Annotated in this window: 23 protein-coding genes; 11 read left to right on the top strand and 12 right to left on the bottom strand. The window is 41.0% G+C overall.

Features of this window, described 5'->3' with window-relative positions:
• Positions 1 to 32: 32 nt before the first annotated feature.
• On the top strand, positions 33 to 431 hold the full coding sequence (locus tag VB836_RS24800) for a PPC domain-containing DNA-binding protein (protein ID WP_323223475.1): 399 nt from the start codon (positions 33 to 35) through the stop codon (positions 429 to 431).
• Here the strand turns inward: VB836_RS24800 and VB836_RS24795 are convergent, their stop codons facing one another.
• The 4 genes from VB836_RS24795 to petE form a co-directional block, all read right to left on the bottom strand.
• A complete protein-coding gene (locus tag VB836_RS24795; protein WP_407659755.1) occupies positions 432 to 1,541 on the bottom strand; it encodes an HrcA family transcriptional regulator in 1,110 nt (369 codons plus the stop codon). It lies immediately after the preceding gene.
• A gap of 215 nt (positions 1,542 to 1,756) precedes the next feature.
• A complete protein-coding gene (locus VB836_RS24790; protein ID WP_323223473.1) occupies positions 1,757 to 2,683 on the bottom strand; it encodes a tetratricopeptide repeat protein in 927 nt (308 codons plus the stop codon).
• 180 nt (positions 2,684 to 2,863) lie between these two features.
• Positions 2,864 to 3,211 carry a cytochrome c6 PetJ gene (gene petJ, locus VB836_RS24785; RefSeq protein WP_046277433.1) on the bottom strand — a complete coding sequence of 116 codons (348 nt, stop codon included), beginning with the start codon at positions 3,209 to 3,211 and terminating at the stop codon, positions 2,864 to 2,866.
• A 395-nt stretch (positions 3,212 to 3,606) separates the two neighbouring features.
• Positions 3,607 to 4,017, bottom strand: a complete 411-nt coding sequence (petE, locus tag VB836_RS24780; protein WP_323223471.1) for a plastocyanin — start codon at positions 4,015 to 4,017, stop codon at positions 3,607 to 3,609.
• A gap of 178 nt (positions 4,018 to 4,195) precedes the next feature.
• On the opposite strand from petE, the gene VB836_RS24775 reads away from it, so the two are divergent.
• Together VB836_RS24775 and VB836_RS24770 are read left to right on the top strand one after the other, a co-directional pair.
• The gene (locus tag VB836_RS24775; RefSeq protein ID WP_323223469.1) at positions 4,196 to 4,618 is read left to right on the top strand and encodes a BlaI/MecI/CopY family transcriptional regulator; all 423 of its coding nucleotides are present in this window, start codon (positions 4,196 to 4,198) and stop codon (positions 4,616 to 4,618) included.
• On the top strand, positions 4,618 to 5,475 hold the full coding sequence (locus tag VB836_RS24770) for a M56 family metallopeptidase (RefSeq protein WP_323223467.1): 858 nt from the start codon (positions 4,618 to 4,620) through the stop codon (positions 5,473 to 5,475). The genes VB836_RS24775 and VB836_RS24770 overlap by 1 nt, the downstream gene beginning before the upstream one ends.
• A 9-nt stretch (positions 5,476 to 5,484) precedes the next feature.
• On the opposite strand, the gene VB836_RS24765 is transcribed toward VB836_RS24770, so the two are convergent.
• Positions 5,485 to 5,904 (bottom strand): ArsR/SmtB family transcription factor, encoded by a 420-nt coding sequence (locus VB836_RS24765; protein ID WP_046277437.1) that lies wholly within the window; start codon positions 5,902 to 5,904, stop codon positions 5,485 to 5,487.
• 395 nt (positions 5,905 to 6,299) lie between these two features.
• Here VB836_RS24765 and VB836_RS24760 point away from each other — a divergent pair, with 395 nt between their 5' ends.
• From VB836_RS24760 to VB836_RS24730, 7 genes are all read left to right on the top strand, one after another.
• A complete protein-coding gene (locus VB836_RS24760) occupies positions 6,300 to 7,772 on the top strand; it encodes a SulP family inorganic anion transporter (RefSeq protein WP_323223465.1) in 1,473 nt (490 codons plus the stop codon).
• Positions 7,773 to 7,801: 29 nt separating this feature from the next.
• Positions 7,802 to 8,665, top strand: coding sequence for a universal stress protein (locus VB836_RS24755; protein ID WP_046277438.1), 864 nt, complete (start codon positions 7,802 to 7,804; stop codon positions 8,663 to 8,665).
• Between the two features lie 49 nt (positions 8,666 to 8,714).
• On the top strand, positions 8,715 to 10,433 hold the full coding sequence (gene bicA, locus VB836_RS24750; RefSeq protein ID WP_323223463.1) for a bicarbonate transporter BicA: 1,719 nt from the start codon (positions 8,715 to 8,717) through the stop codon (positions 10,431 to 10,433).
• 75 nt (positions 10,434 to 10,508) lie between these two features.
• On the top strand, positions 10,509 to 10,997 hold the full coding sequence (locus tag VB836_RS24745) for a hypothetical protein (RefSeq protein ID WP_046277440.1): 489 nt from the start codon (positions 10,509 to 10,511) through the stop codon (positions 10,995 to 10,997).
• Positions 10,998 to 11,034: 37 nt separating this feature from the next.
• Positions 11,035 to 11,538 carry a hypothetical protein gene (locus VB836_RS24740; protein ID WP_046277441.1) on the top strand — a complete coding sequence of 168 codons (504 nt, stop codon included), beginning with the start codon at positions 11,035 to 11,037 and terminating at the stop codon, positions 11,536 to 11,538.
• Positions 11,539 to 11,614: 76 nt separating this feature from the next.
• Positions 11,615 to 12,061, top strand: a complete 447-nt coding sequence (locus VB836_RS24735; RefSeq protein ID WP_046277442.1) for a hypothetical protein — start codon at positions 11,615 to 11,617, stop codon at positions 12,059 to 12,061.
• Between the two features lie 146 nt (positions 12,062 to 12,207).
• Positions 12,208 to 13,884 (top strand): alpha-keto acid decarboxylase family protein, encoded by a 1,677-nt coding sequence (locus VB836_RS24730; protein WP_323223460.1) that lies wholly within the window; start codon positions 12,208 to 12,210, stop codon positions 13,882 to 13,884.
• Positions 13,885 to 13,960: 76 nt separating this feature from the next.
• Here VB836_RS24730 and VB836_RS24725 read toward each other — a convergent pair whose 3' ends face one another.
• The 3 genes from VB836_RS24725 to VB836_RS24715 form a co-directional block, all read right to left on the bottom strand.
• Positions 13,961 to 14,701, bottom strand: coding sequence for a dienelactone hydrolase family protein (locus tag VB836_RS24725; protein ID WP_323223458.1), 741 nt, complete (start codon positions 14,699 to 14,701; stop codon positions 13,961 to 13,963).
• A gap of 203 nt (positions 14,702 to 14,904) precedes the next feature.
• On the bottom strand, positions 14,905 to 15,420 hold the full coding sequence (locus tag VB836_RS24720) for an RNA-guided endonuclease InsQ/TnpB family protein (protein ID WP_323223456.1): 516 nt from the start codon (positions 15,418 to 15,420) through the stop codon (positions 14,905 to 14,907).
• Complete coding sequence (locus VB836_RS24715; protein WP_323223454.1) at positions 15,323 to 15,985, bottom strand: RNA-guided endonuclease InsQ/TnpB family protein; 663 nt, start codon at positions 15,983 to 15,985, stop codon at positions 15,323 to 15,325. Before VB836_RS24715 ends, VB836_RS24720 begins: the two co-directional genes overlap by 98 nt.
• A 72-nt stretch (positions 15,986 to 16,057) precedes the next feature.
• On the opposite strand from VB836_RS24715, the gene VB836_RS24710 reads away from it, so the two are divergent.
• Entirely contained in the window at positions 16,058 to 16,636 is a 579-nt protein-coding gene (locus VB836_RS24710) for an Npun_F5749 family FMN-dependent PPOX-type flavoprotein (protein WP_323223452.1), read from the top strand.
• On the opposite strand, the gene cysE is transcribed toward VB836_RS24710, so the two are convergent.
• The 4 genes from cysE to VB836_RS24690 form a co-directional block, all read right to left on the bottom strand.
• Positions 16,626 to 17,456, bottom strand: coding sequence for a serine O-acetyltransferase (cysE, locus tag VB836_RS24705; protein ID WP_323223450.1), 831 nt, complete (start codon positions 17,454 to 17,456; stop codon positions 16,626 to 16,628). The two genes, VB836_RS24710 and cysE, sit on opposite strands and share 11 nt — an antisense overlap.
• 144 nt (positions 17,457 to 17,600) lie before the next feature.
• The gene (locus VB836_RS24700) at positions 17,601 to 17,828 is read right to left on the bottom strand and encodes a zinc ribbon domain-containing protein (protein ID WP_072075642.1); all 228 of its coding nucleotides are present in this window, start codon (positions 17,826 to 17,828) and stop codon (positions 17,601 to 17,603) included.
• Positions 17,829 to 18,639: 811 nt separating this feature from the next.
• A complete protein-coding gene (locus tag VB836_RS24695) occupies positions 18,640 to 22,473 on the bottom strand; it encodes a DUF4347 domain-containing protein (protein WP_323223447.1) in 3,834 nt (1,277 codons plus the stop codon).
• 340 nt (positions 22,474 to 22,813) lie between these two features.
• Positions 22,814 to 23,157: zinc ribbon domain-containing protein (locus tag VB836_RS24690; protein ID WP_323223445.1), on the bottom strand; the 344-nt coding region annotated here is incomplete at its 5' end.

The raw sequence follows: 23,157 nt of genomic DNA, 5'->3' as shown, positions 1-23,157 counted from the left end.
TCAGGACAGGAACTCTAAATTTTGAACACCTGATGATGAACGTTTTACCAATCCGCTTAAAACCAAACCAAGATCTAAAACTCAGCTTGCTAGAGATCGCCGTGACGGATCAAATTCAAGCTGGATTTATTTTAACGGCAGTTGGCAGTCTCCAACAAGCAACTGTGCGCTTTGCCGGTCAAGAAGAAAGTCAGTGTTTACGAGGACGGTTTGAGATTGTTTCTTTAGTCGGAACTCTCTCAATAGAAGGGATTCATTTACATATTGCTTTAGCAGATGCTCACGGCAAAACCATCGGCGGACACCTACAAACAGGCTGTATTATTTACACGACTGCTGAGATTGTAATTGGCACAGTTCCGGGGTATATTTTTAAACGCACTCCTGATGAAGAAACTGGATATTTAGAGTTAGAAATTACCCAACTCTAACTAATTTTGAGTGAGGGATTCTGAGATATAATCAGCAGTAGCTTCAACAAGGGCGATCGCATTTTCGTAAACCATGCGAGTTGGTCCCAACATTCCGACACTCCCAACGGGGATATTATTTCGATAATATTGGGTAGAAATCAAGCTACAGCTTTGAATAGGTTCTAGGGGATTTTCCGCACCGATGCGAATATTAACCCGTTGTTCTTGTTCGGGGGCTTTAAAAATCAACGGCCAAAGCTGTTCTTGTTGATCTTCGAGTAAATGAAGAATCGTTTGTACTTGTTGGAGTTGTGAAAATTCCGGTAAACGCAAGACTTCCGATATCCCACTAAATTGAATGCGAGTATATTCGGGTTTTTGGGTGCGTAAACTCAAATCATCAAGCAGTTTGCGAATTAAATTCGTATAGCGTTCAAACTTGCGATCTAATTCGCTCCAGTCGAGGGTAGAAAGTTCAGCCAAGGCGTGTCCCCGCAGTTGAGCATTCAGAAAGTTAGACAAAATTTGCAGTTCTTGTTCGAGGAGTTCTTCGTCTTCTGATAGAGAGGAGAGAGCTTCTGTTACCGCTTGTTCTAACTGTTGATCAATTTGCGGCAATTCCATAATAATCGACTGGGTTTGATAACTATCCGTCACAACCACCAACATGATTTTACCGGGTTCAATAGAAACCAGTTGCAAATGTCGCAGGTTATCGCTAGTTGTCTGCGGCATGGTAATCAGGGTAATATATCCACTCAGGGTTGAGAGAATTTGCGCGGCACCTCGTAAAATCGCCTCAATACTCCAATTTTTGGCGTCAAGCTGTTCGCGTAAAAGCTGAGTGACTTGACTGGCAACGGTATCTGAAGGCGTGATCATCCGATCAACATAGATACGATAGCCAGAGTCGGAGGGAACTCGCCCTGCGGAGGTATGAGGTTGATAGAGGAGTCCCGCTTTTTCGAGCGCCCCCATGTTGTTGCGAATTGTCGCCGGACTGACTTTGAGCTTAAACTCATCAACGAGAGCTTTTGAGCCAACGGGTTCGGCGGTGGCAATATAATGACGAATGGTTGCCCACAGGATATGATGTTGTCGCTCTGAGAGATTTACTAGCACAGGCATTCGACTTAATTCGGGTTGAACTTGGCTGTCACGTAAAGGTTGAAAAGTTTGGCTCTGCCATCGGCAGATTTAAAGGAATTTTTTATATCCTAAAGATAACAGATGCTGGAAACTTCACCAGAACGATGGATTAATTCTAGTCTGTTCTCCTAATTCTAAAAATAAATTAAAATTTCTGGATTTTTAGCCAAAATTGTGCTAAAAGAACCCAGAGATTAAGCGATGATTTGAAATTCTGCTGCCATCAACCACTGTTGTAATTTTTCAATCAATGCTAAAGTATGGCGAGATGCAGCGAGGTTGCCTTGGTCTGTGAAGCATTTGCAGGCAGCCTGTAGATCAGCGATCGCTCCTGCATAGAGTCCCTGTTGCTGTCTGAGCATGGCTCGGTTAAAGTGAGCCAGAGCATGATCGGGGTTGAGATGAAGCGTGGTTGTAAACTCTTGTAGGGCGACTTGCGTGTTTCCCTGACGCCGACAAGCACAAGCATGATTATAATGCGCTCTGGGGTTGCTGGCATCGTGGTGAAGGGCTTCGGTGAAGTTGGCGATCGCCGAAGGGATCTGATCGAGCATTAAGTAGGCAACTCCACGATCAATGTAGATTTCTGCTAACTCAGAGGCTTCTAAGGATTGAGTGTAATTTAAGGCTTGGTTGTAGTCGGCGATCGCGGTGGGATATTGTTGCAGTTCAGAATACACTAACCCTCGATTGTAGTAGCCTAACACGCCATCGGGTTGATGTTGAATAAAGTGATCATAAGCGGCGATCGCATGGGTCAAATCACCCTTTCTGTAGTAAGCTATGCCTAAATGTAAATAACTGCTAGTCTGCTGAGGGTTTAGTTGGGTGGCGTAGAGGCAATCTTCGATGGCTTCTGGGTAGTTTTCAAGCTGAATGTGTACCCAACAGCGATCGCTGTAAGCCTCAGCTAAGGTATCATCAAGTTTAATCGCTTGATTGAGTGCTTGTAAGGCTGGGCTGTAGTCATGGTGTTGAATGTTTTCAGTCGCCCGACTCAAATAATCTTCTGCCTTTGATGCTGAGTGTAGAGAATAAGCATCAGCAGACGGAGAATGTATTCCCAACCCGAAAATCACAGCAAGGATCAGGCTGTACAAGATACGATACAGTCGGTTCATATTAGTTATTGGAAATAACAACAACGAGAGGCGTAACACTTAAGCTGATCGGAATTTATATCTCCCTGTATCTTTTGGCTTAAGAATTGCGCCCCTAACTCAGTGATTAAATTGATTGTGACAAAACTTAATTGTCAGAACCGTCATCGTTTTAACAATCTCAGTTAAAATTCCTGAGAATTACCAACCTTTTTCTGCTTTGGAGAGAACATAGGCAACTACATCTTCAAGCTCTTGAGGACTTAAACGTCCTGTAAAAGCGGGCATAGCACCTTTACCCTTGGTGACTTGGTAAGCGATCGCTGCTTGTGCATCTTCATCAAAGCCTTTGAGATACTTGGCTAAGTCGGCTTTATTGAGGGTTTTGCTAGAAATAACGACATTCTTCCCTCCCATATGACAGGCGTTACAGTTGGCTGCGAAGACTTTGCCACCATTGGCTAAATTTGCATCGGCTAAAGCGGGAGGTTGGATAGCCAAGCTCAAGACTGCGATCGCCAACAAAAGGATAGAAAATAACTTTTTCAATGGAGTTCTCCTCGTGAAATACACAAACATTATCAATATATCCCATTGTCTTCTTTTATTCTCATAAATTTTATCCATCTGTCAAACGACAGTCTGTCAAACTTTAAATATTATTTCAATCGGCATCAGGTTGATAAGTATAAAGGCGGGTTTAAAACAGTTATCAGTTCTACAGCAACCAACGCCAAATGTGGTTTGCTCACTGATAACTGGTGACTGTAAAGAACCCGCCCCTAGTCATAAAATTATCCTCCCCTTGTCTGATCTAGTTGCTAGTATTTGCTACAAGACTTAAGAACTTCTTAAGAAAATAGCTACAACTTTCAGTCAAGGAGAGGGGATAATTTTAAGTGAATTGCTGTTGACGAGGAACAGTTAGATCAGGGTAACTCAAACTATTGAACAACTAACTTACCAACCATGCCAGCACCCCGGTGAGGCTGACAGTAGAATTCATAAGTACCAGAAGGTGCGTCTGCGGGGATAGTCAGTTTGAAATCATCTCCTGTGGAGTAGAGAAGTCCCGCGTGAGAGAGCTGAGAAGCAATATCTGCACTAGGGGATTTGCTCTTGTCAAAAACGACGTTATGAGGAGGAAGCTTGTTATTTACAAAATCTACGGTATCACCAGGCTTAACGGTGAGGGTTTTCGGTTCAAATGCTAACATTCCGTTATTAGCACCCATTTTCACGGTATAGGTTTCTGCGGAAGCCGGAGAAGCGTTGAAAATCAAGCTGCTGACCATCAGCAATACAATAGATAATCCTAAAGCCATCCGCTTAGACATTGACAAAACAAAGTTCATATTTTCCTTTTAATTGCTCACTCTATCTAGTTTTTCACACTTCAACTTTAGCATCCCTTGCCAAAGATATGCTGAAAGGATAGCCACTTGAAGTGGAGCCGAGGCTCATTATACCATAGACACCTGAACTTCTTGAGTTGATCACAGGCTCTAGAATTCGGCATTATTGATCGCAAATATGACCCCTTTACCGAACCATCGTCCTGAAAAGATGTCTCTTGGCCCTCTCGAACAAGAGATTTTAAATATTGTCTGGGATCTCGGCTGTGCAACTGTTAAGCAAGTCCATGATCAAATTCTCAGCGATCCGGATCGAGAGTTATCTTCGCCGAGTGTGACAACGGTATTGAACCGTTTGCAGGAAAAAGGCTGGCTGACTTGCGATCGCAGTGGACGGGCTTATCTTTGGAAAGCGCGAATTTCTCGAACGCAGGCCCAAGCGCTGGTAGCCCACGAACACCTCCATCAGTTTTTAGCGTTGGGTCATCCTGAGATTGTAGCGGCATTTGCCGATGATTTGGACTCGGCCAGTTTAGACCAACTGGATGCGATCGCCCAACGGTTAAAAGCCCTCAGAAAAGCAAGAAACGAGGAAGAATAATGCACTTAATTTTAATCTTACTCTCATTGGGATTAGCTGTTAGTTTGCGAGGGGCTTGTTTTCCTCATTCGGCCCATTGGAAGCAACGTTGGCAGCGATCGCTGTTTGGTTTAATTGTACCGCCTTTGATGTTGTTAATGAATGGGGTTGCAGTGATTTGGATGGGGCCACAAGGACAAATGTTGGGACAGCCAACGGGTTGGCTAGGCTATGGGCTAGCCTTGGGGTTATGTGGATGGGCGTTGATTTTAGGTTTATTGTTGACAATTCGGGGATGGATATCTGTTCAACAGGTGTGGAATTGTCCTCAAATTCAAGTTCAAGGAATGACAGTCAGACTGTTAGAAAGTCCTCTGTTATTTTGTGCTAAAATTGGGTTTTGGAATCCAGAATTAGTTGTTAGTCAAGGACTCTTAGAAACCTTAACTCCAGAACAACAACAAGCGGTTTTCATTCATGAACAAGCCCATCATTATTATCGAGATACATTTTGGTTTTTTGGGTTAGGATTTTTTCGTCGTATAATGGCTTGGTTGCCTAATACCGAAAGACTTTGGCAAGAGTTATTACTTTTAAGAGAACTCCGAGCCGATCAGTGGGCGGCGAAGCAAGTTGATCCGTTACTCTTAGCAGAGTCACTGTTATTAATGGTTCGTCAACCTGTTGCAGTTTCCGAAGAAAATTGTGCGGGGTTTAGCTGTGTTGCACCTCCAAATCGAATTACAGAACGGATCGAAGCTTTACTAAGTAACTGCCACAGCTTAGAGTCCGATCCGAGTATGAATTACTGGAATTGGAGTTGGGTTTTCTTTGTATTTTTACCGTTAATTTCGGTGCCATTTCATCACAGTTGTTAAACAGTGATTTTAATCAGAATTTTCAGTTTCATCGAGATGTTCAGCTACCGCGTGATAGAGATCAAGAACATGACGATCCAGCAATTGATAATAAACTTTTCGTCCTTGTTTTCGATAACTGACTAATCGTAAAGCCCGCAGCGATCGCAATTGATGAGAAACAGCAGATTCACTCATCTGCAAAATTTCGGCTAAATCACAAACACATTGTTCTTTTCTGGCTAATACTGATAATAATCGTAAACGGTTGGCATCTCCCAACAGACTGAAAAATTCTGCCATGCGTTGGGCTTTTTCGACACTGAGGGTTTGAGTTCTAACGGTTTGGAGATTTTCTAAATCAACGGTATGATGTTGATCGCAAGTTGGGGCTTCTGTCTGTTCGATGCGGTTTGTTACAGCGTCGTTGATGGCAGAGTGAGTTGACATTATTAATTTAATTGAGGTTGCATCTGATTATCATTTTAGTCGTCTCGGCAACTTTTGGCGATCGCAGTTTCAGCAGCATTCTGGATTTTGACACGCTTAAGCTTTAGTGATCAGTCCATCTGATGATTTTAATCGTCAACATTATGGTATCTTGATAAGATAACAGGGAATCAATGTACTATGCTTCACCTTTCATAGCATAAGGGGAAAAGCTTGAGCGAAGTTGTAAAATCAGTGATTAATTGCCAAAGCGTTAAATTCGTCATCAGTCCACCTTAAGCTACAAGGTGCGAATCTTAGCGTTGATTGTTTATCTAAAAAAGATTTTAACTCAGTTAAAAATTGACTCATCATTTGAGAGTCTGAATTTATTGTCAATGATCAAGGAGAAACTGTTGAATCGGTCAGCCCTAAAACGGGAATGGTTCTCAAATGTGAGAGCAGATATTTTAGCGGGAGCAGTCGTCGGACTGGCATTAATACCCGAAGCGATCGCCTTTTCGATTATTGCCGGAGTTGATCCCAAAGTCGGACTTTATGCCTCATTTATTATTGCCGTAACCACCGCATTTTTAGGAGGAAGACCCGGCTCAATTTCCGCCGCTACAGGGGCGATGGCGTTGTTAATGGTTGATTTGGTCAAAGATTATGGCTTGCAATATTTATTAGCTGCTACCATCCTCACAGGAGTCTTCCAAGTGATTTTTGGCATCCTAAAATTGGGTCGTCAAATGAAATATGTACCCCGTGCGGTGATGATTGGCTATATCAATGCGTTGGCGGTGTTAATCTTTCTCGCCCAACTTCCCCAACTGACAAATGTACCTGTAGCAGTCTATGGAATTACGGCACTTTCTCTCGCCATGATCTATATTTTGCCACAATTTACGAAAGCCGTCCCCTCACCTTTAGTCACTTTAGGGGTAATGACTTTTGCCACCATTGCCCTGAAAATTAACGTTCCTACAGTGGGAGATATGGGGGAATTACCCAGCGCTTTCCCCACATTAACCCTACCGCAAGTTCCACTCAATTTAGAGACCTTGCAGATTATTTTTCCCTACTCAGCAACAATGGCATTGGTCGGTTTATTAGCCTCTTTTTTAACCGCTTCTCTCGTTGATGAACTCACCGATACTCCGAGTGATAAAAACCAAGAAGCCAAAGGTCAAGGAATTGCCAATGTCATTACAGGATTTTTTGGAGGAATGGCGGGATGTGGGATGATAGGACAATCCGTAATTAACGTTCAATCTGGAGGACGAGGACGGCTCTCAACCTTGTGTTCTGGGGTGTTTTTATTATTTGCAATTCTCGCCCTGAGTGGGTGGGTAAAACAAATGCCGATGGGGGTTTTAGTGGCGGTGATGATTATGGTGTCTATCGGAACCTTTCGTTGGTCATCTTTCAAAAATATGACCCGTATTCCCCGTAGTGAAACCGCCGTCATGCTAACCACAATGTTTGTCACAATTTTTACTCGCAACTTTGCATTAGGGGTGGTGACAGGAATTGTAATGAGTACCGTTTTCTTCTCTCGTAAAATTGCTCAGTTGGTGTTTGTGGATAAAGTTCTCAGTCCAGATGGGAACCATCGAACTTATCGTGTGGCCGGACAAATTTTCTTTTTATCCGTCGATGAATTTCTCGAAGTTTTTGACTTTACCGAACTGGTTGATCGCGTTACCCTAGACTTAAATCATGCTCATTTATGGGATCAAGGTGCCATTGCTGCTATTGATAAAGTGGTGATGAAATTCCGGCGAAATGGTGCCGAAGTTAAACTGATTGGTTTAAATAAAGCGAGTGCAACATTACTCGATAAATTAGCCAGCTATAACCAGAAAGATGATCTCAAAAAGTCCTAAATTTTTCCCGTTTTAACCGCTTAAAAAACATGAAAAAGATTTTGCTTTGTACAGATGGGTCAATCTTTGCTGAAAATATCTATCGCTATGGGGCTTGGTTGGCGACGGGGTTGGGGGCAGAGGTTCAGGTGTTGTCGGTGACGGATATTCGTAGTCAGCAAGTGGCTTCAACGGGCAACTTAAGCGGTAGTATTGGTTTAGGTGCATCAGAAGATTTGCTCAAACAATTAGTTGATTTGGAACATGAAAAAGCCAAAATCAATAATCAACGGGCTAAATTGATTTTACAAACGGCTGAACAGTCCCTAAAATCGGCAGGAGTTGAACAAGTTCAGTTAATCCATAAAACAGGCTTTTTGGTTGATTGTTTCTATGAATTTGAGGCGGAATCTGATTTGATTGTCTTGGGGAAACGGGGCGAAGCGGCAGAATTTGCCTCTGGACATTTAGGGGCCAATATGGAACGCATTGTTCGCAGTAGTCATAAGCCTTGTTTTGTGACACCTCGTGAGTTTAAACCGATCAATCGGATGTTAGTGGCTTATGATGGCAGTTCAACGGGAAAGAGAATTTTGCAATTTTTAATCCATTTTCCTTTATTTAAAGGTTTAGAATTGCATCTTTTGAAAGTGACTAAAACTGAAAATGATTCCTCCGCAACTGCCCGCATTGATGAAGCTCGAAATGTGTTGAAAACAGCCGGGATTGAGGCAAACTATCAGTTAAAAGTTGGCGAATCTGAAAAAATAATTGCTCAATATATTAACGATCAAGAGATTAGTTTGTTGTTAATGGGTGCTTATGGACACAGCCGGATTCGTCATTTAGTGATTGGGAGTACCACCGCCCAAGTGTTAAGAAGTAGTCACATCCCGGTGTTGCTATTCCGTTAACTCAATTGAGATGAATTAAACCTCATTTTTGAATCAAGGAAAACCTACCATGCAAATTTTTAATCAAATCCATTTCCGCAATTTAAGGGGAGATATTTTCGGAGGATTAACCGCCGCAGTTGTGGCTTTACCGATGGCTTTAGCCTTCGGAATTGCGTCCGGGGCGGGTGCTTCTGCGGGGTTATGGGGAGCAATATTAGTCGGGTTTTTTGCCGCAATATTAGGCGGTACACCGAGTTTAATTTCTGAACCTACAGGCCCAATGACGGTAATTGTCACCGCAGTGATTACGGAATTAGTCGCTAAAAATCCAGAAAACGGTTTAGCAATGGCTTTTACTGTAATTATGATGGCGGGAATTTTTCAAATTCTATTTGGGGTTTTAAAACTCGGTAAATATATTACCATGCTGCCCTATAATGTCATTTCTGGATTTATGTCAGGAATTGGCATCATTCTGATTTTTATGCAAATTGCACCTTTTCTCGGACAAGAAACCCCGAAAGGCGGTGTGCTTGGCGTTCTGAAAAATGCACCGATTCTCATGGCGAATATTAATCCCTGGGAAGCCATTTTAGGGTTGATTACGTTAGCGATTCTTTATTTATATCCCCGCAGTTTAAAACGGTTTGTTCCCCCTCAATTAGTGGCGTTAGTGATTGGAACAGTTATTTATTTGCTCTTCTTTGGTAACTTTGAGATTCGGACTATTGCGACGATTGGCGAAATTACTCCCGGTTTTCCCGATCTGCAAATGCCGACCTTTAGTGCTAATGATTTAAGGTTAATGTTTGTGAATTCCATCGTTTTAGGGATGGTGGGTTCAATTGATTGTTTATTAACCTGTCTGGTTTCTGATAGTTTGACTCGAACTGAACACCAATCGAATAAAGAATTAATTGGGCAAGGAATAGCTAATTTAATCACAGGTTTATTTGGCGGAATTGCAGGTTCAGGCGCGACAACCGCAACCGTTGTCAGTATTCAAGCGGGTGGACGAACTGCTTTAGCGGGAATTGTTCGTGCTTTGGTGCTGTTAGTTGTTGTCTTAGGGGCGGCGCCTTTAACGGCAGGTATTCCTCTGGCAGTTTTAGCCGGAATTGTTTTAAAAGTCGGGATTAATATTATTGACTGGGGATTTCTCAAACGGGTTCACAAGATTTCTTGGAAGGCGGCAGGGATTGTTTACAGTGTGATTTTATTAACCGTATTTGTTGATTTAATGATCGCGGTTGCGGTCGGGGTATTTATTGCCAATATCTTAACGATTGATCGCCTCGCTGAACTGCAAACAGAGTCCGTTAAAGCAATTACAGATGCGGATGATCAAATTGTGTTGAATGCAGATGAAAAACAAATTTTAGACTTAGCCAATGGACGGGTTTTATTATTTCATCTCAGTGGGCCGATGATTTTTGGAGTTGCGAAAGCGATCGCAAGAGAACATAATGCAATTGCTAACTATGATGTTTTGATTGTGGATTTAGGGGAAGTTCCGGTTCTCGGAGTAACCTCTTCTTTAGCGATTGAAAATGCAATTCAAGAGTCTCTAGATGCGGGTCGAGAAGTGTTAGTTGTAGGGGCGACTGGAAAGGTCAAACGTCGCTTAGAAAAACTCGGAATAGCAGGTTTAATTCCTGGACATCATTGGATGGGCGATCGCTTAACGGCTTTGAAAGCAGGTTTAACAATCGTTCGTCAAAAACAAAGTTACGCTTCAGATCCATCTGATTCAACTGACCAAGCTGTTCTTGAAGAACAAATTTAGTTAACATTAGTTACAATCAGGGGTAATAAGAGCATTCTACATTTTCTAAACTTTATTGAGGATTGTAGTTAAACTATGCAACTTTTACCCCATGAAACCTTTACCCTTAGAAGCCGAGAACCCCTCTCAAAGATCATTGAGAAATTAGAGGCGAAAATTGAACCCCAAAAGATAATTCGTTGGGGTTTTTCCCGTCGTCATCTTCCCTATGAAGGAACAATTTCTCACTCGGGTTTTCAAATTCATCGAATTATTCATTATCGCAACTCGTTTTTACCGATCATTCGAGGAAAATTTGAATCTTTACCAAACGAAACGCTGGTTCATATTACTATGCGGTTACATCCCTTTGTAATGACTTTCTTGATTTTTGTCTTTTCAACATTATATAGCTTATCACTCGCTGTCTTTTTCTCCGAGATTTTGTCTGGAAATGTACCTGTATTTGAAGCTGTGTTGTTTTTAGGATTCCCTCTTTTCACATTATTTTCATTTTGGTGTGTGTTTTGGTATGAAGTCAATCGCAGTCGCCGCGAATTAACCCAAATTATTCAGGGAGCATAAAATAGCTTTTCAAGATGTAATTTAGTTCAATACTATAATGAAAATTATCGAACAGACTTCAACTCACCTGATTCTTAAAGATTCTGTGACATCAGCTTGGGGAATCCGATTAGTTTCTACTCCTTTTTTAATTTTGGGGTGTCTGGGATTATTTTTAGTCATCAGTGAACAAACGTTTCCGAGTTTCTTCATTGTCTTTTGTCTTTTGTTTGGTATTTTTGGCGTTTTTTTTACTGCTGTTACAACAGTTATACTGGATAAAAATAAAAATAAACTAAGTATAAAAGTTCAAAGATTATTCAGAACAAAAAAAGACGAATATTCATTGAATGAGGTTAGTCTGCGAGTCCATAAGACTCCTTGGAAGGTTAAAGATTATTCGTCTTTTTTAATTGTCAAAAAGGAATCAATCTATGTTATTATTTTAGAAATAGCCTCAAGTTCTAAAAAAATTAAATTGTCGGGTAATTACAGTTTTACTCAAAATGAAGCGGTTAAAACTGCCAATATGATCAGAACTTTTCTAAATCAATCTCGATAAAATCACAACCCGCTTAACTCAAAGTAATAAAATCTCTAACCATCTGCTTGACTCTATTCTTTTCATTTAAAAAAACATGAAATACAAAGGTTTTATTCAAATTAATCATCATAATGAATTGGCGTTTGAAGAACTCTTTAACGCGGTGATAATAGAATTATTAAGCGATCAGACGAACTTAGCAATATGGCTGATGAACGAGATTGATTTTTCGTTGTTTAATGCTCAAAAAATTGGAGCCGAATCTCCCTTTAAAGGAAGTAATAGCGTCCTCGCAGGCGAGGGTTTACTGATTAAAGTCTCACCCAATACTATCGATGAATTAATACAAACTTTCTCAACAGGTTATTTAACCTCTGAAGTTTTACATCTACAAATAGAAGCTGATCATTCACTTCAATTTGAAGCTTATGATCATTTTGAATGTATTTTTTTCGGAAATAAAATATCCCTAGAATTGCTTGAAAATCTCAAAAGTCGTGGTGTTATTGATCATTATGAAATTTGTCAGGAAGAAAGTTAACAATCCGTTAAATTGTGGGGTGAAATTCATCTCAAATTGTTCAATTTCACTTCCCGACTGCATATTTTTGTAAATTTTACAACATATTTTTACAATTTGTTATCATAAACTCATCAACCAGGGTACAAGTTCAGAGGAAAGTCAAGATGAGAGTTCCACTTATTGAGAAGCCTGTTGTCGGTTCAGTCACAACCACAGTGGGTGAATATCTCGTTAGTCAACTCGAAGCGGTTGGAGTGCGTCACGTTTTCGGAGTTCCCGGCGATTATGTTCTCGACTTAATGGATATAATGGTTGAGAGTTCGATGCAGTTAGTCGGCACTTGTAATGAACTGAATGCAGGTTACGCGGCGGATGCTTATGCGCGTTTAAATGGCGTGGGTGCGTTGTGTGTTACCTATGGCGTGGGGGGATTAAGTGTCGTTAACGCTTTGGCGGGTGCCTACGCAGAAGAAGTTCCGGTGATTGTTATTAGTGGAGCGCCGCGAACTTCTGCTAAAGGAAAACACCTGTTAATGCACCACACGACAGGGGATTATAACCTCCAACTTTCGATTTTAGAAAAAGTCACCATAGCGGCAGTTACGCTTACCAATGCAGAACAAGCGCCCGCCCAAATTGATCGAACCATTGCGGCTTGTTTGCGTTACAAACGCCCCGTTTATATCGAAATTCCAGTAGATATGGTGGCTCAACCTTGCGTTACTCCCTTAAGTTTTGAACGTCCAAATCCTTTAGTGAGTGATGTTCAAGCCCTGAATGAAGCGATTAACGAAGCCGTAGAATGGTTAGAAAACTCAGAACATCCTGTTATTTTAGCAGGAGTTGAGTTACATCGCTACGGCATCCAGAAAAAACTTCATCAATTAGTTGAAACGACAGGATATCCAATTGCGAGTACGTTGCTCGGGAAATCGAGTATTTCCGAACTTCATCCTCAATTTATTGGAAATTATGCCGGGGCGTTGAGTCGAGATTATGTGCGAAATCGAGTCGAAAGTGCTGATTGTATTTTGTGTTTGGGTGCGATTATGTCCGACATGAATTTAGGCGGTTATACGGCTAAACTCAAAGAAAGTCAGTTGATTAATGCTAATTCTGAAAAGGTTAAAATCAAGCATCATTATTATTATCCGATTGATTTGGGGGACTTTATTGACGGTTTGATTGCTAAACTTTCCCGGAAATCTTATGACAGCTTAGACATCCAACCCGCATCTCAACTGTTGTCGAAATCTTTTCAGGTTCAACCGGAACATAAAATTACGAATGCTCGTTTTTATGAACGGATGAACCATTTTGTCGGTGATAATAGCACCGTCATTGCTGAAACGGGAGATGCAATTATTGCGACAATTGATTTACTGATTCATGCTGATACTCGGTTTATTGGACAGGCGTTTTATATGTCGATTGGCTATACTCTCCCGGCTTGTTTGGGTGCTGCATTAGCGCGTCCTCAAAATCGAGTGATTTTGTTTATTGGGGATGGTTCATTTCAAATGACTTGTCAAGAACTTTCTACGATGATTCGCTTAGGGTTGAATCCGATTATTTTCCTGATTAATAACGATGGTTATACCATTGAACGGATGATCCATGATGGTTCTTATAATGATATTCAACCCTGGAAATATCATCAGCTTCCGCAAGTTTTTGGGGAAAGTATCAATTGTGAGGTACGAACAGAAGGAGAATTAGAAGATGCTTTGAAAAAGGCTTCTGATCATCGGGATCGCTTGTGTTTTATTGAGGTTCATTTAGATCGATTTGATTGTTGTCAAACGTTAGCCCGTTTGACTCAAGCTGTTCGTCGAAATTAATTGAATTTGGAAAAGAATAGAAAAAGGGTTACGGCTTTGTTAATCTTTATAAAAACAGAGCCATTTCCTCTATATTTTAAGCGGCAAAAACACGCTCTAAAAATTCTACAATTTCCGACCAAGCCGCAGTTGTTACCACTGGATCATAACGATACCCGTCATCGCGCATAAACGTATGTTCGGCTTCGTAGGAAACAATTTTGTGAGGAATATTTGCCTTTTCGAGTTCATTTTTAATCGTTTGACGGTCATTTTCAGGCGTATGAGGATCACGGGTTCCAAACACAACTAACATCTCGCCTTTAATCTCTGAAACTCGCTGAATCGTATCTGCAACGCCTTGACCTAATTTACCACTGGGAACGCCTGTCGGATAACAACAAACAGAAGCTTTGATTTCACTTTGAAAAGCAGTTCTAAAGGCTAAATGTCCGCCAATACAAAAGCCTAACGTCCCAATTTTATCGGCAGCAACAGAACTTTCTGCCTTGAAAAATTCTATCACAGCACGAGCATCACGATCATAACTTTCAATAGCAGTTCGACGCGCATCGTCATTCCCTTGCATTCGCCCTAAATCATTGGGTTCGATCACTTGACCAATGGGTTCAATGCGATGAAAAATTTCTGGTGCGGCGACAACATAACCATATCCGGCTAAATAGTTAGCCAGGCGAATAATCGGCCCACCTAACTGATAAATATCACTGTAGAAGACAATACCGGGATAAACGCCTGAAGGTTTAGGGGCTGCGATATAAACCCGCATTAAACTGTCATCTACTCTTAAGTCAATATTGCGGCTTGTGATTTGCACTTAAAAGTTCACCCCTGATTAAAATTTTTATTAGTTTAACAGGGATTTTCTCAAAGATGCTATTTTCTTTAGAATGCGATCGCTTTATGCTAGGAATTGTTGTGTACAACTGCTATCGAAAACTGATATAACACGGTATAAACCGTATTAATGTTTCGTTCCTGCATCACCCCGGACTGTCGGCAGTACCCGGTCAGACAGGCTTAAACCGAATAGCCTTCGGCAAAACGTTCTAAATTTAGGCTGGCATTCAAATCACGGTCAATGCTTACACCGCAAGCCTGACAGTTGAAAACTCGTTCTTTCAGTGCTATTTCTTGAACGTGACCGCAGTTTGAACAGGTTTTAGTTGACGGATAGAATCTATCAGCCAAAACTACTACTGAGCCGTACCACGAGGATTTATACTCAACTTGGCGGCGAATTTCATAAAGAGCAGAATCAGCAATAGCACCCGCTAACTTGTTATTTTTCAACATCCCAGAAACATTCAAGTCTTCTAACCCGATGACCGCGTGGTTTTTGCATAGCCATGAGGTGAATTTATGAATTGTATCTTTTCGGATGTTAGCCACTCTTTGATATGCTTTTGCGAGTTTCAGTCTAGCTTTATTCCTGTTGTTAGAACCCTTCTGTTTTCTCGAGAGTTCGCTTCGGAAGTCTCGCCAGATTTTTCTGAGCTTTTTTGTAGGCTCTGGGATTGGCAAAAACAGTACCATCTGAACAGGTAGCCAACACCTTAACTCCAACATCAACACCCAGATATTCTCGGGATTTAACAGTCTGTTCTGGTTCAAATTCGTAAGCGACAGACAAATACCAAGAATCAGCTTTACGGCTGATTGTGACTCGTTTGGTTTGAATTTCTGTCAGGGGTTCATAAGTGAATACCCATCCAATAAAAGGAAGCTTCAATCTCCTCCCTGAAAACCTCATTACTTTGCCACAATTATCTAAAGTAAAGCTATCGTTTCTGCCTTTTTTCTTGAACTTAGGATGTTTGGCAATGCCTTGAAAAAATCGGCTAAATGCTTCTCCCAAGTGCATGAAGGCAAATTGATAAACTCTTGAACTTAGCGTTGACTGCCAGGGATATTGAGGTTTGACGTGATTGGTGTAGAACTTTTTTAGCTTATTCGTTGAAGGTTTTAACCCTTGTTTGTAAGCTTCATTCCACATCGATAACGCCCAGTTCCAAACCCACCTAGAATATCCGGCGTGGGTCGCCATTAAAGTCTTCTGTTTGTTGTTCAGTTTTAACTTGGTATGATAGGCTCGTTGCATAGATCTATTATCTGATCTTACAGATAGTACCGTGTTGTACCATAAATCGTCTACTAAGTTACTGCTCTTAAGATGATCCTTGCGCCTTGGCGAGAACCTTTAGCCCGTGCTTTGCATCGAAATCGTAGTTTAGCTTATTCTCGTTATTTTCAACTGGCAACGGTTCGCAATAATGGGCGTCCTGCCAACCGCACTGTTGTATTTCGGGGGTTTTTAGAGAATACAAATCAACTAAAAATGATTACGGATAGCCGCAGTCAAAAAGTCGAGGAAATTGCAGGAAATCCTTGGGGAGAAGCCTGTTGGTATTTTCCAAAAACTCGTGAACAATTCCGTTTATCGGGTCAACTGACATTAATTACGGCTGAATATCACGCTCCGATTTTATTGCAAGCCCGTCAAACCATTTGGCAAGATCTCTCTGATAATGCTCGATCCCAATTTTACTGGCCTTCACCGGGTCAATCCCGTGTAGATGAGGCTGAGTTTACCCCCCCAGAAGCCTTTCCGATGGAACCCCCTGCTGAATTTTGTCTATTGTTACTCGAAGCTGAACACGTCGATCACTTAGAATTGCGGGGGGAACCTCAGAACCGTTATTTGTACTGGCGAGAGGAGAATCACTGGTTAACTCAAGAGGTCAACCCTTAAGACACTTATCCAAATGCCAAATTCCCGAACCATCGAGAAACTCTAAAATCGCTTTATCCTTGAGACTGCAACAAATTTCCCCGGAACTGCAATCAACTTCTGACTCTTGGGAGTCGTTAACAAGATTTTTTTGGGGAGTCAAGGACAAACAAGATTCACTTAAAACGACAGTGGGAACTCTAGAAAGCTGATCGTTTAGAGTGTGAACCTGATTTTCGAGAGCTTCTATTCGATCCATTAAAGTCCGAATCACAACAGCTTCAGAATCCGGTAAGCTACCATGTTCGAGGGGATCAACCCGTACACCCGAACGGTAGACCACTCGTCCTGGAATTCCGACAACGGTACAATCAGAAGGAACATCTCGCAATACAACCGAACCCGCACCGATGCGGACGTTATTGCCGATTTGGATATTCCCGAGAACTTTAGCACCTGCACCCACAACAACATTTTCCCCCAAGGTAGGGTGTCGTTTGCCGCTTTCTTTTCCCGTTCCACCCAGAGTGACTCCCTGATAGATCAGACAATAGTCTCCAATAATTGCTGTTTCACCGACAACAACCCCCATGCCATGATCGATGAAAACACCCGTGCCAATGGTTGCGCCGGGATGAATTTCAATCCCCGTTAGAAAGCGAGCGACATGGGAGATTAGTCGAGGAATAAAAGGCATTCCCAGACTGTACAACCAATGGGCTAGACGGTGAAACAACAACGCTTGAAGCCCTGGATAGCAAAACAGGACTTCAAGCCAGTTCCGAGCCGCAGGATCGCGCTCGAATATTATGCGGAAGTCAGCTAAACGGCTCTTGAACACGATTCTAAATCTTTGCCAAACAGACCACTAATCTATATTAGTCGATCTTGGTCTCACCGCGATTCAACAGATAGAGAGAATTCCGAATTCTCAGGATCGTCTTTCACTGCTTTATAAAACTGATATAACGCGGTACAAACCGTGTTAATGTTTACTTCCTGCATCACCCCGGACTGTCGGCAGCACCCGGTCAGACAGGCTTTTTACCGAGAAGCCCTCGGCATAATGTAATAAATTCAGACTCGCATTATAGTCACGATCTTTGACTTCACCGCAAACCTGACAATTGAAAACTCGTTCTTTCAGTGCTATTTCTTGAACGTGACCGCAACTTGAACAGGTTTTAGTTGACGGGTAAAATCTATAGCGCAAAAACTACAACTGAGCCGTACCACGAGGATTTATACTCAACTTGGCGGCTTTCAGAAAAAGCAGAATCGGCAATAGCACCCGCTAATTTATGATTTTTCATCATCCCAGAAACATTCAAGTCTTCTAACCCGATGACTGCGTGGTTTTTGCATAGCCATGAGGTTAATTTGTGAATTGTATCTAGGACAGCATAAATCTAGGCTACTCGCAGTCAAGTTCATCCGTTAAATCCTTATTCTATCCGTTTTTAGTATTGCTCGAATGTCTTCGACCATTTCTGGCTGTGGCAAAAGTTCTTTTGGGTTGAGAACAATCAACTCACAATTTCTAAGGTCATATCTACGCTGTCGATCTGGGGGGTTTTTATGGCGTGCGATCATAGCCTTGTTTCCCCCTACACCCCTAATCCTAACATTTACCCCCAAATATTTAGCGGCTTGTCTTCGCGGCTTCAGGTACTTGGTCATCTAATTGTGGTTATTAACGCACCTAGAGTAGCGTGTTGTACCTGAAACTGTCAATTAAGTCTTAGCTCCTATAGAAGTCTGAACACAGTTACCAGTCACCCTGGGCCTGACGGCACGATTTGTCAGTTGGATTAATAAACATCAACTTTCCGCACTTCTCCCTGTATCTCAGCCCAGAGGAATAGTTCCTAGAGAATGTTTTCCTAAATTGCTTGATTAACATTCTACACTTTGAAGTGCAGCCGCAAGTTCCGAAAATTTTCTCTGTTTGTGTCTCTGTGTGGCGCGTGTTTTTTATTCATACCCAGCTTCTTGGAGAAAGTGGGTATTTAATTGAGTGAAATTTAGAACAGAGTTCCGAAATCATCTGCACTGATAACAGCAGCATCAACCCCGTTTAACGTGGCGATTAATTCGTTAGTATTGGCGATGCGAATAACTGTTGAATTTCTATCTTGAGCGATCGCTAACTGTTCAAAGGTTAATTCTTGCCCTAATAAGAGTTTATCAGTTCCGTTTTCAAAGTCCAACAAGAAATCACTTCCTGAACCCATTACAAAAGTATCGCTTCCACTTTCACCTACGAGGGTATTATTTCCCAAATCACCACTAATAAAATCATTACCCTCTCCACCCACTAAGGTATCATTTCCTTGACCTCCATACAATGTATCATCATCCGCACCTCCTAAAATCAAATCATCACCTAAATTTCCCAAGAGTAAATCTTTGCCCTTTCCAGCGCAAATACTATCATGATCTTGACCGCCATAAATACTATCATTCCCTGCATTTCCAAATAATTCGTCAGATCCTTGATTTCCGAAAAGTATATCATTTCCATCACTTCCACTAACGACATCATTTCCGATATCTCCAAACAGCCAATCTTCTCCTAAACCTCCCCAAAGGTAATCATTCTCTTGACCACCATAAAGACTATCTTGACCGGAATTTCCCATCAAAGAGTCTTTCCCTAAATTGCCAAAAATAACATCATTTCCCTCTTGACCCCAAACAACATCATTATTTTGACCGCCATAAATGCTATCATTTCCTAAACCTGTATCAATGTAGTCGTTTGCTTGATTTCCAAAGATTAAATCATCGCCATCCCGACCATAAATATTGTCATCTCCTTCCATCCCAAAGAGAGTATTATTATTTGAATTGCCAATAATTTCGTCATTTTCAACGGTTCCTAATGTGAGTTCATTATCAGAAGCATTGATGGTTTGAACAACAGAATTTGGGTTCGGTGTAATTTCTGGAATAGTTCGACATTTCCACTCAATATTAATGTCGTCAGGAGTAGGAACAGGTTCGGGTGTAGGAACAGGTTCAGGAGTAGGAACAGGTTCAGGAGTGGGTGTTGGAGTCGGTTGAGGTGTAGGAATAGGTTCTGAGTTTACAACAGCAGAAACAGCAAAATTAAACGGGTTTTCATCACTATCATTGCTGGTAAATGAAAGTTCACCGTTAACAGTATTCGCGACTGTTGTATCGAGTTGAACTTCAAAAGTTCCTTGAGAACCCGCAGCAATAGTTGTCGGGAAAGTTCCTATTAAAGTTAACCCCGTCGGAAGTTGTAAGTTAGAAAGGGTTAATTCCGCAGTTCCGCTATTTTTCAGGGTGAATATTTGGCTAACTTCGCTTCCAACGGTTGAGGTTCCTAAGTCAAACGTTCCGGTATTATCTGAAATATTAATGCTACCATTAATAACTTCAATTTCGGGGATGGGGTTAGCAGCAACAACAGCAGAAACAGCAAAATTAAACGGGTTTTCATCGCTATCATTGCTGGTAAATGAAAGTTCACCGTTAACAGTATTAGCAACCGTTGTATCGAGTTGAACTTGAAAATTTTCTTGAGAACCCGCAGCAATAGTTGTCGGGAAAGTTCCTATTAAAGTTAACCCCGTCGGAACTTGTAAGTTAGAAAGGGTTAATTCCGCAGTTCCGCTATTTTTCAGGGTGAATATTTGGCTAACTTCGCTTCCAACGGTTGAGGTTCCTAAGTCAAACGTTCCGGTATTGTCAGAAATGTTTATAGTGCTATTAATGACCTCAATTTCTGGAGTCGTAAACACATATTCATAAGATCCAATATCAACAATTGCAACACCATTATTATCGCCATCTAACGGACGAATTTGACCGAGTTGATCTGTTGTCGGTGCGTTAGTATTTGTTCCCCCATCAATAGCTGCACTTCCTGTTAGTAAAGGATGAACCCACATTCCATTAATCTCTTGTAATGCACCTAATTTTGCATCAGCGACTAGAATATTTGTTGTGACCAATTCTGATTTTGGATGAGAGGTTAAACCGGGAAATTGTAGATTATTTCCACCATCAATTAACTGACGACTGCTATGATGAGCAAAATCATTAAAGTCTGCATGATTATCAACAAAAATGGTATTGCTAACGGTAATGGGAATCAGATTATTCGGGTCCCAACTAAAAATTCCTCCGCCTATTCCTTGAGATGTATTATTAGCAATAGTAGTATTAGTAATATTAGTTGAGGAGTTAATTGTCATGGCTCCCCCATAAGCATCTCCTGTCGGATGTTCGGCTTTGTTCCCTGAAAAAGTGCTATTAATAATGTTAGATTGAGTTGATTTAACATCAATCCAAACACCTCCTCCACTAATGGCTAAATTGTTATCAAACGTGGTATTTTTAATGGTAGCTAAAGCAACATTTCCTGTTCTCAGTCCACCTCCGTTAGCAACTCCTTTATCATTGGCAATGACAGTATTTTGAGTAAATCGGCTATTTTCAATCAAAATTTCGTCATTATCATAACCAAATAAAAATGCACCACCACCACTTCCAGCACCAATATTTCCCAGAAAGTAACTATTTTGAATTAACGCTGTACCCCCTGTTTGAGTTCCGTCGGGATAGGTGACTTTTAAACCATCAGTATAAACGGCTCCACCAAAACCGTGACCATTTGCACCAGCCGTAGTATCATTATTAATAAACTGGGAATTTTTGATGGTTAACCAACTGGCTAAACTGTTAATTGCGCCGCCATTTATTCCTTTGTTATTCTCAAAAATGCTATCTTCTAAGGTGAATTCTACATCTCTCACATGAATAGCACCAGCACCTTGTTCACTCAAGCTGAGGGTTCCATCATTATTAGTAAAACGACTATTTTTAACAAGGGCTTTACTGAAGTGGTACACGGTTAATGCACCGCCTTCTCCGGCTTTGTTATTTTCAAATTCAACATTTTCAATGGTAATATTTGTTCGTTTTTCGGCAAAGATACCACCACCTCTATCCCCTAAAATTTCGTTGGGGTTATTCGCGTAGCCATCCGCTATTTTGAGATTTTTTAGACTAAATGTGGTGTCTGGCTGTTGATGAAACACGCGAGAGATATTATTTCCACTTAGAGTTAAACCCGTAGCATTTACACCGTCAATAATCAGGTTTTTATTCATGTCTAATTCACCACTGGTTAACGTGATTTTTTGATTGGCTAAACTCGAGTCAAACTGAATAATATCTCCGGCTTGTGCGAGAGAAATAGCTTGCCTTAATGAACCCAGTCCGTTATCATTAATATTGGTAACGGTGAGAACTGTTGATAATATTCCCTCGTAAGTCGCTAAGATATCCGGGTTAATCGGTAAAGTCCCATGAATTTCTCCAGTTTGATAGTTTAAGTTCCAAGTTCCGCCTAGTTTTGAATTTCCAATAATATCTGTTGATGCTGCGATATGAACGCCAGTTAATTCACTGAGTTTCAGCACGAAAACTGAACCAATTCCGGCTGCAACTTGACACCCATAGAGTAAAATATTAGCAGTTTTGGCAAGAACATTTTGCCAATCTTTTAACTGGTTTTGATATCGAGTAATCGTTTCGAGTTTAAGTTCCGCATTCCCTAGCAATAAACAACCCGGATGACCATGAGAAAGGATATGTATTTCATTAATTTCTGTGCAATACTGAAGTTTATGGATTTTTAGTGCTTCAGTAATTTGCTCAATTCCATCCTGCTGCGAGTCTAGAATAAAAACAGTTGTATTTGGACTGACTCCAGCTATTAAATTATGATAATATTCTAAACTAGCATCGATAAAGATAAGTGTTTCAGATTGTAAATTGTCACAGTTAGAGGCAATATTATCAACACAAATAGAAGAGAACATTGTTGATACTCCAAGAGGGTTTGTATTGGTAGATACGTCCCTGTAGTTATGAATTCCGGCTTATTTTTGAGCCGGTTTTATCTCTCAATCTCATCTTTAAACCACTACAATTATCCTCTAACACCCCATCAAATGAGGTGCAAATAGAAAGCTTATATTGACTGAGAATAGAAAAGCTAAATTCTACCCGATCAAAAATAAATGTTAGAGAAATGTGATCATCTAAAAGTCTCCAAGAGTTAAAGTGAAGGTAGATACACCCTTGGAAACCACTGCATTTTAATTCTGAAGCTTGATGAACCCTACCCGTATTGACATACTCCCATCGCTAAATCAAAGATTATAGCGAGAGATTCTCAGCGCAATTGCTGATTCTCAGTTCACAGAATCGACTTAAAATGTTAGCGTCTCCGTTAACAAGCCAGAGGCCGTTTTCTCCCTGAGCTTTTACCTTTTTGAGGTCAGATTCGGTATGCCCTACCGTACTGTTAAGATATTGAGCTAATAACTTCAAACCTTTCGCTAAGATGTTTTTTGCTGCGTTATGGTCACGGTCAAGCACTAAGCCGCATTGAGAACATTGATGAGTTCTAGTGCTTAATGTCTTTTTTACTTGATTACCGCAATTACTACAATCAACTGTAGTGTTATAAGGTGGTACAGCAATGCAGACAACATTGTGAA

The sequence above is a fragment of the Limnoraphis robusta BA-68 BA1 genome (assembly GCF_034932365.1).
Taxonomy (GTDB): Bacteria; Cyanobacteriota; Cyanobacteriia; order Cyanobacteriales; family Microcoleaceae; genus Capilliphycus; species Capilliphycus robustus.
The sequence above is the reverse complement of the archived record's forward strand: the minus strand, read 5'-3'. Positions and strand labels throughout refer to the sequence as shown.

Bases quoted from the DNA above. Each gene is read 5' to 3' on its own strand.
- VB836_RS24730 (WP_323223460.1), top strand. From the start codon at position 12,208: ATGAGAGTTCCACTTATTGAGAAGCCTGTTGTCGGTTCAGTCACAACC.
- VB836_RS24740 (WP_046277441.1), top strand. From the start codon at position 11,035: ATGAAAATTATCGAACAGACTTCAACTCACCTGATTCTTAAAGATTCT.
- VB836_RS24755 (WP_046277438.1), top strand. From the start codon at position 7,802: ATGAAAAAGATTTTGCTTTGTACAGATGGGTCAATCTTTGCTGAAAAT.
- VB836_RS24715 (WP_323223454.1), bottom strand. From the start codon at position 15,985: ATGCAACGAGCCTATCATACCAAGTTAAAACTGAACAACAAACAGAAG.
- VB836_RS24790 (WP_323223473.1), bottom strand. From the start codon at position 2,683: ATGAACCGACTGTATCGTATCTTGTACAGCCTGATCCTTGCTGTGATT.
- VB836_RS24735 (WP_046277442.1), top strand. From the start codon at position 11,615: ATGAAATACAAAGGTTTTATTCAAATTAATCATCATAATGAATTGGCG.
- VB836_RS24765 (WP_046277437.1), bottom strand. From the start codon at position 5,904: ATGTCAACTCACTCTGCCATCAACGACGCTGTAACAAACCGCATCGAA.
- VB836_RS24745 (WP_046277440.1), top strand. From the start codon at position 10,509: ATGCAACTTTTACCCCATGAAACCTTTACCCTTAGAAGCCGAGAACCC.
- bicA (WP_323223463.1), top strand. From the start codon at position 8,715: ATGCAAATTTTTAATCAAATCCATTTCCGCAATTTAAGGGGAGATATT.
- VB836_RS24800 (WP_323223475.1), top strand. From the start codon at position 33: ATGATGAACGTTTTACCAATCCGCTTAAAACCAAACCAAGATCTAAAA.
- VB836_RS24720 (WP_323223456.1), bottom strand. From the start codon at position 15,420: ATGGTACTGTTTTTGCCAATCCCAGAGCCTACAAAAAAGCTCAGAAAA.
- VB836_RS24775 (WP_323223469.1), top strand. From the start codon at position 4,196: ATGACCCCTTTACCGAACCATCGTCCTGAAAAGATGTCTCTTGGCCCT.
- VB836_RS24695 (WP_323223447.1), bottom strand. From the start codon at position 22,473: ATGTTCTCTTCTATTTGTGTTGATAATATTGCCTCTAACTGTGACAAT.
- VB836_RS24710 (WP_323223452.1), top strand. From the start codon at position 16,058: ATGATCCTTGCGCCTTGGCGAGAACCTTTAGCCCGTGCTTTGCATCGA.
- VB836_RS24770 (WP_323223467.1), top strand. From the start codon at position 4,618: ATGCACTTAATTTTAATCTTACTCTCATTGGGATTAGCTGTTAGTTTG.
- VB836_RS24795 (WP_407659755.1), bottom strand. From the start codon at position 1,541: ATGCCTGTGCTAGTAAATCTCTCAGAGCGACAACATCATATCCTGTGG.
- petE (WP_323223471.1), bottom strand. From the start codon at position 4,017: ATGAACTTTGTTTTGTCAATGTCTAAGCGGATGGCTTTAGGATTATCT.